The organism is Psychrobacillus sp. OK032 (assembly GCF_900111345.1).
Classification (GTDB): domain Bacteria; phylum Bacillota; class Bacilli; order Bacillales_A; family Planococcaceae; genus Psychrobacillus.
The window spans coordinates 266,980-279,764 of record NZ_FOGY01000004.1; the positions used below are offsets into that span (position 1 = coordinate 266,980).

Here is a 12,785-nt window from a genome sequence, read left to right on the forward strand (position 1 = left end):
TTTTTGTTATATATTCGTTTAACCGTAACTTGTAATCATTTCATACATTTGAATTGTCGTATGCATCGGCTCTACTTTTAACTCTATATTTAATACGGAAATACATTTTTCATACCATTTCACGGCTTGGGTCCTATTTTGAAGCTGATAATATGCGAACATCAATAATCGGTATGCTTCTTCCCAAGTGGGGTCCATTCTTACTAACTTCTCCGCCCAGTAGATGGATTTCTCAAACTCTTTTAATCTCGTATACGTTTGAGCGAGCCTTTCTAAAACAAACAAATATTGTTGTTGATTTTTTTCCCGATCATGAGATATCCAATCAATTCTTGACTTGTCCTCGAATAATTCCCCTTTATATAATTTTACTGCTTTCAATAGGTAATCTGCTGACAGCAAAGGATTCTTTTCCTCCAATCCTTGTTCCGTCAATTGTTGAAACGATTCTAAATCACTAGTTACAGCTGCTTCTGGATTTATTCGGTACATTGCTTGTTTTCTAACAATGAAAAATGATTCTTCTCTTGCTAAACGATTTGGTTCAATCACTTTTAATAATGCATTTAATACTACTTTAAAGTCGCGATTTAGCGACTTTTCGTCCCCTTCTCCCCATATTGCATGCATCAATTCTTCTTTTGGAACGAATCTATTCCGATTCAAATACAAATACGTAAGTAATTCCTTTGATTTATCGCGTTGCCATTTCTTCTCGCTAATTTCTTCGTACCCCATAAAAAGCGTAAAAGGCCCGAATAGTTGAAGTGTAAGCTGATACCCTGGATAATTAATGCTTTTATTTAATTTCAATAGATTTGCTAATGTATTAATAGCGATGGAACTCGGTTCTAATACGATTGCTTTTTGGAGTAATGGATAATGCAATTGTATATCTGCAGGTCCAAAAATGGTCTTCTTTAGTAGGAAGAAAGTAAATTCATATTGTACACAAATCGATGCAAACTTTTCGGCATGAAAAACAAATTTATCATTGTCACCTAATTTGTCATAAATAATCATTAACCAGTAATCAGAAATCATTTCGCCGTATACGTCTCCACCACTTATGAAAAGACGATTAGCATCATATATCTTTTGTAGAGCTTCATCCATCAGATCATTCTCAACATAAACGATGGTTAAACAAACTAATATATACGCAGATAGCCAATAGTCATTACCCTTATTTGTTTCTCTAAGCCCACTTTCTCCGTAAGATATTGCTTCCTGCAACAATCCTTGCCTAGATTTTAAAATGGCAAGTCCCATGAAAGGCTCTGCTTTTCCTCTAGATACATTCAATTCTCCCATTCCATGAACAGCTTTTAAATAATAATTCTCTGGAGTTTCTAAGTCAAAAGGATTTTCTAATATTTCAGCATGCCCACGACGTATCCAACCGACTGCCTCCACAAAACTCGATCTTTCACGAATACCTGTTTCAATTCCTTTAATAGCGGATCGTTTTGCCTCTTCTATATTGCCTGTTAACGAGTATATAAATGAAAGGAGCACTTCCGTTTCCCTATGTGAATCTGGTAAATTGATCTCATCATTAATTCTATTTCTTAATATAACCTCAGCTTCATTTAGTAAACCTGTTCTAAGAAGTATTCGTGCATCTAAATTACCTTCTTTAAGGATGGAAGCTTCCAATTCTTCTTGTTGCACCCAATCTTTTGCCTCATTCGCCTTACCTAAATTCACTAGATTTTCAGCTAATAAACGCTTTAATATGATTCTTTCATGACTACCCATTTCAGAGCTATTCTCTGCCCATTTCACAGCATTTTCTAAAAAAGGTTTTGCTAATGCAGGCTGAATCGTATCTAAATATATATGTGCAAGCCCTACATTTGCTCGACTTATATAGAGTGGATTTTCGTTATTCATGGCAAAAGCTAAACAAGTCTCATAAGCCTTTCTCGCTTTCTCATAAAATGCTCTATAACGATGGCACTCACCCTCATAAAAGAATAATTCATAAAACTCTTCTCTCCTATTATCCGAAAAATGCTCTTTTAATAAATCTAAAAACCAATCAAATTGGCCATCTTTAATGATGAACGCTGCAAACTGTAAGATTATTGTTCCAAGAAAATAATCATCATTTGCTTTGACTGCATGATAAATCGATTGAATGATGTTTTGTTGTTCACTAAAATAATGAGCCGCTCTTTTATGAGTTTCAAAATACAAACTACTATCTTTTTGAAGCCATTTCGTTTCTAAAAATTGTTGAAACAATGCATGAAAGCGATAAGATCCTGGATTACTTAAGGATTGAATAAAAGCATGGCTACTAGATAACCTTTCAAGATCGTTTGCTTCGTTATCTCCAAAAAATTCACGAATTTCTTTTTCCGTAAATATCGGAAAAATACTGAAATTTAACAATGATTGTTTATCTTCATCACTCATCAAAAAAAATACTTCTTCAGACAAATAAGAGAACAAATCATTTAAAGTGGGATCAACTAACTCGTTTATATGTCTACCCGTCTCAGCAAGTTGCATTGCTATTAAATGAATGGCAATCGCCCAACCTTCTGTCAGTTTCATAATTTCTGCAGCTTCTTCATCAGAAATTGTTCTTTCAAAATAATCTTCAAAAAATACTTGTATTTCTTCCTCTGTAAACATAAAGTCCTTCTCTATGATTTCTACTAACTGGCCTTTTAGTTTGAGTTTTAAAAGGATAGACCACTTAGGGCGAGTCCTTGACGCGACTACCAGATGGATATGTGCTGGAAGAAACTCAATTATTTTTTCGATGACAAAATTTATATGAAACACATGATCAATGAGGTGAAAGTCATCCAAAACAATAGAAAAGGGTTCCTCAATTATTGTGAGTTCATTACTAAATAAAGAATACCACTGCGTCAATTCCTCTTCTTTTGGATACATAGAAAGCAAATCTCTTTCCATTAAACTTTCACCAAACGTTGGTATAACTTGGCGAATACTTTGAACTAGATATCGTAGAAAAGGAAGAATATTATCATCTTCCTCCGATATTGTATACCAAGAATATAATTCTTTTGAATCCGCATATACTTGAGCTAATGCAGAGCTTTTACCAAAACCGGCCCCACTATGTAAAATGGATAATTTGCTATTTGTATTCGTTTTTAATTTCTTAATAAGAGATGATCTTCTCATGTAAAAGGAAGACGTAATAGGCGGGGTCAATTTCGACATAATAATGGTTGTTTGTTCCATCCTTTACCTCCGATCATGATTATGTAGCATCATCATTTATACTAATTCTACCATATAAATTATCTTAATTAAACGATAATTCTGATGTATCATGAATTATGGAAGTATGTTAAGGTATTCTTCAATAATATATGCGAGAAGAAGGAGAAAATAAAATGGAATTTCCAATTTTACAAACGAATCGTCTGAAACTGGTTGAGATTACTGAAGAACATATCACTCATGTTTATTCTATCTTTTCCGACGAGAGAGTTACAAAATATTATGGCATGGCTCATTTCATTGATGTACAGCAAGCAGTAAATCTAGTAAACTCATTTCAGAAAAATTTTCAAGAGAAGCGGTCCATCCGTTGGGGTATAACACTTAAAGAGACAGAGGAATTTGTAGGAACTATTGGATTGAACAATCTTCAAATAGCTAGTAAAAAGACAGAAATAGGATATGACTTGAATCCGGAGTACTGGAGAAGAGGAATCATTAGCGAAGCTGCGAAGGCAGTTATCCAGTATAGCTTTGAAGAATTAGATTTATACCGGATAGGAGCAGTTACTTTTCCAGAGAATGAAGCTTCTTATAAGCTGTTATTAACATTAGGTTTTCAAAGGGAGGGTCTGTTAAGAGGTTATATTTATCAAAATGACAAATCAAACGATGCCTATATTTTTTCACTGGTTAGACCGGACTGGAATATTTAGGATTCTCGGCATTAATAAAACACCTTTTGCAAAATTAAGGTGTTTTATTAGCTACCAGTTTGTACTAGTATCATTGCTTACTTTCACTTTAAATGTTTGCGTGTTCAAGTTGTTTTTAACAATATAATCTTGGAAAATATCCGTTATTTCTTCCTGTATTTTGTCGTTAGCTTCTTGATTAGTAAGTATAAATTTGACTAATATCTTATCATTTGAGGTTATACCGCCAAGCATATAGTGCTCGTAACCTTTTTCTTTTAACCTTTGTCCTACTTGATCATACACTCCCCCCTTTTCCATAAGCGTTAGTTGCATACTTTGCATCTCTAACGACCCATTTTGAAATAGTGGCGAACATAGTTCAAGGACTGCCTTTGGAGTTTTAGTAAATAAAAGAATTGTAAAAGAAGCAAACAAAATAAATCCAGCCACAACGAAACGATTTCTTCTTTTTTTCGATTCAGTCACTCCTACAACATTTATTCTGATGATATGCAATCATTTATGAAGCTATTCATACCATTGAATAACAGCAATGGGCATCAAAATAGTAATAATGCGTACTAAAGTCGCTCTATTAAGTGACCACTAGGATTTCCGCTTCAGGCGGACGCTTTCCGCGGGCATGGCTTCAGCCTCCCCGTCGCTTCGCTCCTGCGGGGTCTTCAGCTCATGCACCTGCCGCTTCGCTTTCGGTGCAGCAAAAACATATGCTATTCCCGCTGGAGTCGCCGCCTTGCGCTTCAACCAAAGGAAATTGCTTACTTATCAGTAACCACTCGCTAAAACCAAATATTAAGTAATTTTTCAAATGTATTAACCCAAAAAATGGCTTAGGGCAACAAACCGGTAATTGAAAGCAATCAATTCGATTCGGAAAGCAACCAAATTACTGATGAAAGCACTTATTTCTTAAAATAACAAGATTACTTGTTGTAATACTACAATAGATATATAGATGTTATTCTAATAAATGGTTGAATGAAACGAACTTGATCCCAGTAAATGCTCCATTTATTTGAAGACAGCATTTTCTAATTAGGTTTAATAAATTTTGCGAAGTTGACCCGATAAATTTAAATCTCTGATAACTGCAGACGCTAGATTTGCAAGAAATTCTTATTGATTGTAGCGGAAGGGCGGCGACTCCGGCGGAGGCCAACAGGATGTTGGTCACGAAGGTGTTGCCACACGAGGTGGCGCACTTAGCCTTCGTTCCTCTGTTTGAGTCAGATGAGACTTCACAACGTACGCGTAAGCGGCGGTGAAGGCTCATCGCTCACCCCGCGGAAAGCGTCCGCCCTGCAGCGAAAATCATGGCGGACACTGGAATCTAACTTCTTTTGGCGCATTATCCCTGAAAAGTCGGATACTTCCCTAAAAAAAAGAGCCTAATTCAGCAAACGAATTAGGCTCTTCTCTATTTATTTATGCTTCTAGCACTTTATTACGTAGTACCATTTGAAGAATACCACCGTGACGGTAGTAATCAACTTCTACTTCGGAGTCAAAGCGAGCAAGTACGTTGAATTGTTTTACAGTACCGTCCTCTGCTTTTGCAGTAACTTGTAAAATATCACGAGGTTTAACACCTTCTGCAATATTAATACTAATTTCTTCTTTACCAGTTAAGCCAAGAGATTCAGCATTTTCACCTGGTAAGAAATTAAGTGGTAAAACACCCATCATTACTAGATTTGAACGATGAATACGTTCAAAGCTTTCCGTAATAACAGCTTTAATACCTAAAAGGTTTGTTCCTTTAGCTGCCCAGTCACGAGATGATCCCATTCCGTAATCTTTTCCACCAAGTACGACTAAGCCAGTACCCTCTTCTTGGTATTTCATAGCAGCATCATAGATTGCCATAATTTCACCAGTTGGCCAGTAAGTAGTGTATCCACCTTCTGTACCTGGTGCAATTTGGTTACGAATACGGATATTTGCGAATGTTCCGCGCATCATTACTTCGTGATTACCACGACGAGATCCATAAGAGTTGAAATCACGGATTTCTACACCGTTTTCGCGCAAGTATTTACCTGCTGGTGTATCTTTACCAATCGCACCTGCTGGTGAAATATGGTCAGTAGTGATAGAATCACCGAATTTCGCAACAACGCGAAGTCCAGCAAGTGTTTGAATACTACCAGGCTCCTTAGATAATCCTTGGAAGAATGGTGGGTTTTGAATATAAGTTGATGTATCATCAAACGAATATAAAGATTCAGTTGAAGTTTCAATTGCATTCCATGCTTCGTTTTCGTCAAATACACGTGCATATTCTTTTTGGAATAATTCACGAGTAACTACTTTATTAAGCACTGCATTTACTTCATCAGTTGATGGCCAGATGTCTGCAAAGAATACGTCATTGCCATCTTTATCTTTACCTAATGAATCTGTTTGTAGATCGATATCTACAGTTCCAGCAAGTGCATAAGCAACAACTAATGGTGGTGAAGCCAAGTAGTTCGCTTTTACTAGTGGATGTACACGCCCTTCAAAGTTACGGTTACCAGATAGTACAGAAGTTACGAATAGATCTTCGTCAACAATTGCTTTTTCAATTTCAGGTAATAATGGACCTGAGTTACCGATACATGTAGTACATCCGTAACCAACTGTATTAAAGCCAATTTTATCTAGATATTCGTTTAATCCTGAATCCTCTAAATAACCTGTAACTACTTTTGAACCAGGTGCCAAAGATGTTTTTACGTATGCAGGAACTGTTAATCCTTTTTCTACTGCTTTTTTCGCAACTAAACCAGCAGCTAGCATTACGTATGGGTTAGATGTATTCGTACAAGATGTGATTGCAGCGATTGCTACAGCACCTGTTGGAATTGTAACATCACCGTCTGCAAATTTAGCAGTTGCCGTTTTGTCGAATTCTTTTTCTGACAATCCAAAACCTTGTGTACCTTGAGGAGCAACGACTGCTTCATGGTAACGAGCTTTCATGTCAGTAAGTGGAATCAAATCTTGAGGACGTTTTGGTCCAGAAAGGTTTGCTACGATATCTGCTAAGTCAATTTCAATTACATCTGTATAAACTGGTTCTAATGTTGGATCAAAGAACATATCATTTGCTTTTAAGTAAGCTTCTACTACAGCAATATGCTCTTCGTCACGACCAGTTAGTCGTAAATAGTTAAGTGATTCTTCATCGATTGCGAAGTAACCACAAGTAGCACCATATTCAGGAGCCATATTCGCAATAGTTGCACGGTCAGCAAGTGGTAATTTAGATACCCCAGGACCGAAGAATTCTACAAATTTACCAACTACACCGCGTTGACGCAATACTTGAGTAACTTTAAGCGCTAAGTCAGTAGCAGTTGTTCCGTTTGGAAGATCTCCTACTAATTTAACTCCGATTACTTCCGGAATTGGGAAGTATGAAGGTTGTCCAAGCATTCCTGCTTCTGCTTCAATACCACCTACACCCCATCCTAATACGCCAAGACCGTTAATCATTGTTGTATGAGAGTCAGTACCTACTACTGAGTCAGGGAAAGTTTCTAATGTGCCATCTGCATTTTCATTCACATGCACGATTGGAGCCAAATATTCTAAGTTTACTTGGTGAACAATACCAGTTGCTGGTGGAACAGCACGGAAATTGTTGTAAGATGTTTGTGCCCATTTAAGGAATTTATAACGCTCTGCATTTCGTTCAAATTCAAGGTCCATATTTGCTTTTAATGCAGTCGATGTTCCGTATTTGTCTACTTGTACAGAGTGGTCAATTACAAGGTCAACTGGAATAGCAGGATTGATCTTATCTGGATTACCACCCATTTCTTTCATTGCCGAACGTAATGAAGCTAGATCAACTACTACTGGAACACCAGTGAAATCTTGCAGTACTACACGTGAAGGTTTAAATGGTACTTCCGCTTCTGTATTTGCGTCTTTACCCCATTTTGCTAATTGGTTTACATGATCGTCTTTGATTACATATCCGTCATATTGACGTAACACTGATTCTAATAATACTTTGATTGAATAAGGAAGGCGTGATACATTTGCGATTCCCGCTTCTTCTAAAGCTGCTAAACGGTAATAGTTATACTCTTTACCATTCACAGAAAAAGAAGTACGGCTGTTGTGTAAATTACTTTTTGCCATTACTTTTCCTCCTAATGTCTATTGAAAAGACTCTAATCTAGTGACTTTTCTCCAATTTCAATCATACTCGAATAAAGTCGATAAGTAAATTACATTAAAATTATAATAAGTAATAATTATTACTTATGACCTTTTAATTTCTCAATCGTTTTTTCTAATTGCTTTAGATGTCTTTTCTCATGTAGACCCACGAAAGGGAACCATTGAATAAGTGGAACTTTCCCAAAAACGGGATGCCTCAAAGATTTTGACCTTAAAACATTTGGATTACTAGATGTATAGACAGAAAGCAACTCCATTCTAGCTTCATGAAGCAATGCTTTCATTTTTTCTTTTTTTTCATATTCTGAGGTTGGCACTGTATGCCTTTGTGCTTTTACTTTTATGAATCGTAATGTCGAAAGTTGTATTGGTTTTTTCTTTGCTGACGGGCTTTCCGGATTATCTAATTGATCTATTATACCTTTTGTAATCGTTTGTTCCATTTTCACCAGATGCTCCATGATTTCTTTTGGTGACCAAGCGTTCGTATCTGGTTTCTCATTGAATTGTAAGTCTGTTAATGTATCCATTTGCTGAAAAAGCTCAGCTCTAATTTTATTATTTTTTCCAATAACATGTAATTCCTCCACTCATATATGGTTATTACTCTTATACCCTCTAGTTTTGCCAGGCAATCTTTCTTTCGAGTTATATTTTCATTTTCATTAGAATATGAGACAATATCATATTGGAAAGGAAGATTTACATGATTACAAAAAACATAATGACACCAACAAACGATCCGTGGGAAGCTTATCGAGATATCGAAACACACGGTAAACTTACATTATCCAATATCGAATTTACCACAACTAATCTTTGTAATATGCGCTGTGCACATTGTGCAGTTGGATATACACTACAAACGAAAGATGATGATGCACTTCCTATTGATTTAATCATAACGAGACTAGAGGAGATTCCTCACCTAAAAACCATTAGTATTACGGGCGGAGAACCGATGCTCTCCAAGAAATCAGTCATGAATTATGTACTTCCGCTTTTAAAGTATGCTAAAGGTCGTGGCGTGCGAACACAAATAAACTCCAATCTCACATTAGATTCAGAAAGATACTTACTTATCGCCCCGTACCTAGACGTCCTTCATATTTCTCATAATTGGGGTACGATTGATGAATTTGTAGAAACTGGCTTTGCCATGATGGATAGAAAACCGACATATGAGCAACGTGCGAAATTGTTTCAGCGAATGATCGACAATAGTCGGATGCTATCAGAAGCGGGAGTTATGGTCTCAGCAGAGACGATGTTAAACAAAAAAACACTTCCATATTTAGAACATATCCATAAACAAGTAGTGGAAGAAATGAAATGCTCAAGACATGAAATTCACCCTATGTACCCTTCTGATTTTGCAAGCGCACTAACAACGCTTACGTTAGAAGAAACGCATGATGCGATTGAACAATTATTAAATTATCGTGATGAAGACACATGGATGCTGTTCGGGACTTTGCCGTTTTATCCTTGCAGTCAAAATGATAGAAGCATAGAGTTATTAAATAGATTAAAAAATGCTAAAAATGTTTCGGTACGAAATGATCCTGATGGCAGATCTCGTTTAAATATTAATATCTTTTCAGGTGAAGTGATAGTAACTGACTTTGGAGATGCTCCAAAGCTAGGAAATATTCAAACGGATACGCTTTCAGCTATTTTTGATAAATGGCTTGCTTCCCCGCTATCGAAATCACTCAACTGCCATTGTCCAGCAGTAAAATGCTTAGGTCCAAACATTTTAGTTAAAAATATGTATTATACAGAAACGGAGTTTGAAAGTGGATCTGTGAAATAAGAACAAAAGTGCAAGCGCCTTGGCTCCTCGGGGCCAAGGCATTTTAGTCTGGACGGAGAATTTCTTGTTATACACATGTTATAATTTTATAATTCCTAAGCAAGAAAAACGACCGAATGTATATGCTACATTCGGTCGTTTTTCTTTTTAGATGTACTTCTATTCTAGTGAATAAAAATTATATCTACTATTATGTTTATAATGAAAACAGAGTGAAGTATGGCGAAACGTACACCTTGTTTATTTAACTTTTTTGTTACTTGACTGTCCATATTATCCACTCCCCTTTTATTTTATTATATTCTCATCATCCTTAAAATACAAATTATTCTGAATAGTTAATTTGCATTATTTTATGGATTTTTATTATTATTCATTCATACTAATAGTAATTAGTAAAGGAGTGTTGCAAAGTGAAAAAAGCATTACTAGTAGTTGACTATACGGTAGATTTTGTTGCAGATGATGGAGCACTTACATGTGGAAAGCCAGGACAATTAATAGAAGAAGCGATTGTTTCCCTTACGCAAGATTTTTTGAATAACAATGAATTAGTCATCTTCCCTGTGGATTTACACGAAGCAAACGATCTATTCCATCCGGAAACGCAACTATTTCCTCCTCATAATATTCGCAACACGCCAGGTCGTGCATTATATGGGAACCTAAAAAATGTATATGAAATGAATCGCGATAAAATTATTTGGATGGATAAAACGCGTTATAGTTCATTTGCTGGAACAAATTTGCATCAAATATTACGTGAACGTCAGATTGAAGAAGTACATATTGTCGGAGTATGTACAGATATTTGTGTATTGCATACAGCAATGGATGCGTACAATTTAGGCTTTTCAATTGTCATTCATGAGTCAGCGGTCGCAAGTTTCAATCCTAAAGGGCACGAATGGGCTTTAGAACATTTCACAAACTCTTTAGGTGCTAAAGTGATCAAGTAAAACTTCAATGATTAAGTGTTTTCTTTATACTCCTATGATTAGGAAATTAAATAACGCCGCACCCAATGGAAAGCATTCTAAGTTAGCCGCGTCTCGTATGCCTAAGGATTGTAGGATTTGAGTCACATAGATGGAGACACACGACGTGGGTTTTTCCCTCTATATTCTGCAGTAGGCGCTAACGGCAGTTAGCCCCAACCTACACTTCATCGATTCCTCCAAGCTTTGAGTTGGAAAGCTTAGTTGCTCTTTAAAGCGAAAAAAAAATAATGACTACATGTTTAGTTATTCTCCTGTATGGCTATATAAAGAGTGTACAGCAATACAACATTCTTACAAGGAGATGACTAAAAATGGGATTCATTTTATATTTAATAATCGGTGGTATTATTGGATGGTTAGCAGGATTAATATTAGGTAAAGACATTCCCGGAGGTATTATCGGTAATATAATTGCGGGTATTATTGGTGCATGGATTGGTGGACTAATCTTCCCGGACTTTGGTCCAGTTATTTGGGATATGGCTATTCTACCCGCTTTAATCGGTGCCATTATTTTAGTATTCATTTTAAGTTTGATACTAAAATCTATGCGTAAATAAGCAAAAGGATGTACCCTTAGGGTCCATCCTTTTTTTCTATTTGTAAAGTGGATGCAGATTGGAGAGCTTGCAATTGACTTTCATATAAATGATAAAAATACAATACATCTTCTACGTATTTATCGCTCCGGTTGTAATTAAAAATTGCCTTTTCTAATTCCCCATCTGCTGCTCCGCTTGCCGCTAAATAGTTTGCAGCACTGAAAATGGCATCTTCTATATCATAAGGGTCAGCTACTCCATCTTTATTCGCATCGACACCATATCCCCCGTACTCGGCAATTATTTCGGGGTCTACTTTATCTTCTTCAGGAATATCACCCTGTCCTAACCCACTACAACTTGGATGCGACCAACCAACAAAAGTACATGGCATGAACTGCATATGACCCTCTGCTCCAACTGGAGAAAGCAGCGGGTCCATGGTTGAAAATATAGTTTCCATTCGATGATGGGCTGCAAGTAGCGTCCAAGGTACACCATATATCTCTTCCGCTTGTTGATATATAGCAATGTATTCTTCGGGAATATCTAATTTTTCTTGAGTAAATGATTTTAGATGAATAGATTCTGCCCATTCAAGTACTACTGGTATCCTTTGTAATTCTTTCCATCCGATTATCAACAATATATAAACTGTAATCGTAATGGGAAGGAGTAATATAACTATCCAAGCTTTAGCTTTATAGGATGTATCCTTCTTTTGCTTCATATAGCTTTATTCACCTATTTCACGAAATACTTTTTTTGTCATCGTCTATCATACCCGTCTTTCACTAAAAGAAAACAATAGCATGTTTTCATAAATAAAAGTAGTCTCAAAATGTCTAAAGTCACTATACATTTCTTCTGTTTTTTTGTAGTATGGCATAGTGGTGGTGATATTATATGTGGAATGACTTTAAAGAGTTTGCCTTTAAAGGAAATGTATTAGATTTAGCTGTAGCAGTTGTTATTGGTGCTGCTTTTGGAAAGATTGTTTCATCATTAGTAGAGAACATTATTACCCCATTAGTTGGACTACTATTAAATGGTGTTAAATTCACTTCCTTGTCCTTTAAGTACAAGGAAACTGAAATTTTATACGGAAATTTTATTCAATCTGTTTTTGATTTTCTAATTATTTCTTTTTCTATTTTCTTATTTATTCGTTTGTTATCTAAATTTAAACGCAAAAAAGAAGAAGTTGTTGTCGAAGAAGCTCCTCCAAAAGATACGAAAGAAGTATTATTGTTGGAAGAAATTAGAGACTTACTAAAAAAGCAAAATAATGCTTAAAAAAGAACCCTTATCGGGTTCTTTT

General features: G+C 36.0%; 10 protein-coding genes. 5 read left to right on the top strand and 5 right to left on the bottom strand.

The annotated features are described in order from the left end of the window. Nucleotides 1–18: 18 nt before the first annotated feature. Nucleotides 19–3,228, bottom strand: coding sequence for a BTAD domain-containing putative transcriptional regulator (locus BMZ04_RS10130; protein ID WP_093269200.1), 3,210 nt, complete (start codon nucleotides 3,226–3,228; stop codon nucleotides 19–21). Nucleotides 3,229–3,383: 155 nt separating this feature from the next. Between BMZ04_RS10130 and BMZ04_RS10135 the strand changes: the two genes are divergently transcribed. Further along, the gene (locus tag BMZ04_RS10135) at nucleotides 3,384–3,926 is read left to right on the top strand and encodes a GNAT family N-acetyltransferase (RefSeq protein WP_093269202.1); all 543 of its coding nucleotides are present in this window, start codon (nucleotides 3,384–3,386) and stop codon (nucleotides 3,924–3,926) included. A 51-nt stretch (nucleotides 3,927–3,977) separates the two neighbouring features. Here BMZ04_RS10135 and BMZ04_RS10140 read toward each other — a convergent pair whose 3' ends face one another. From BMZ04_RS10140 to BMZ04_RS10150, 3 genes are all read right to left on the bottom strand, one after another. Further along, on the bottom strand, nucleotides 3,978–4,394 hold the full coding sequence (locus BMZ04_RS10140) for an iron-containing alcohol dehydrogenase (protein ID WP_143128291.1): 417 nt from the start codon (nucleotides 4,392–4,394) through the stop codon (nucleotides 3,978–3,980). Between the two features lie 960 nt (nucleotides 4,395–5,354). After that, complete coding sequence (acnA, locus tag BMZ04_RS10145) at nucleotides 5,355–8,063, bottom strand: aconitate hydratase AcnA (protein WP_093269209.1); 2,709 nt, start codon at nucleotides 8,061–8,063, stop codon at nucleotides 5,355–5,357. Nucleotides 8,064–8,182: 119 nt separating this feature from the next. After that, entirely contained in the window at nucleotides 8,183–8,695 is a 513-nt protein-coding gene (locus tag BMZ04_RS10150; RefSeq protein WP_255367876.1) for a DinB family protein, read from the bottom strand. Between the two features lie 116 nt (nucleotides 8,696–8,811). Between BMZ04_RS10150 and yfkAB the strand changes: the two genes are divergently transcribed. From yfkAB to BMZ04_RS10165, 3 genes are all read left to right on the top strand, one after another. Beyond that, complete coding sequence (yfkAB, locus tag BMZ04_RS10155; protein ID WP_093269213.1) at nucleotides 8,812–9,921, top strand: radical SAM/CxCxxxxC motif protein YfkAB; 1,110 nt, start codon at nucleotides 8,812–8,814, stop codon at nucleotides 9,919–9,921. Nucleotides 9,922–10,334: 413 nt separating this feature from the next. Then, on the top strand, nucleotides 10,335–10,880 hold the full coding sequence (locus BMZ04_RS10160; protein ID WP_093269216.1) for a cysteine hydrolase family protein: 546 nt from the start codon (nucleotides 10,335–10,337) through the stop codon (nucleotides 10,878–10,880). 353 nt (nucleotides 10,881–11,233) lie between these two features. Beyond that, complete coding sequence (locus BMZ04_RS10165; protein WP_093269219.1) at nucleotides 11,234–11,482, top strand: GlsB/YeaQ/YmgE family stress response membrane protein; 249 nt, start codon at nucleotides 11,234–11,236, stop codon at nucleotides 11,480–11,482. 16 nt (nucleotides 11,483–11,498) lie between these two features. Here the strand turns inward: BMZ04_RS10165 and BMZ04_RS10170 are convergent, their stop codons facing one another. Then, nucleotides 11,499–12,194: a lytic transglycosylase domain-containing protein gene (locus tag BMZ04_RS10170; protein WP_093269222.1), complete on the bottom strand. Its 696-nt coding sequence runs from the start codon at nucleotides 12,192–12,194 to the stop codon at nucleotides 11,499–11,501. Nucleotides 12,195–12,370: 176 nt separating this feature from the next. Here BMZ04_RS10170 and mscL point away from each other — a divergent pair, with 176 nt between their 5' ends. Beyond that, on the top strand, nucleotides 12,371–12,760 hold the full coding sequence (gene mscL / locus BMZ04_RS10175; protein WP_093269226.1) for a large conductance mechanosensitive channel protein MscL: 390 nt from the start codon (nucleotides 12,371–12,373) through the stop codon (nucleotides 12,758–12,760). Nucleotides 12,761–12,785 lie beyond the last annotated feature (25 nt).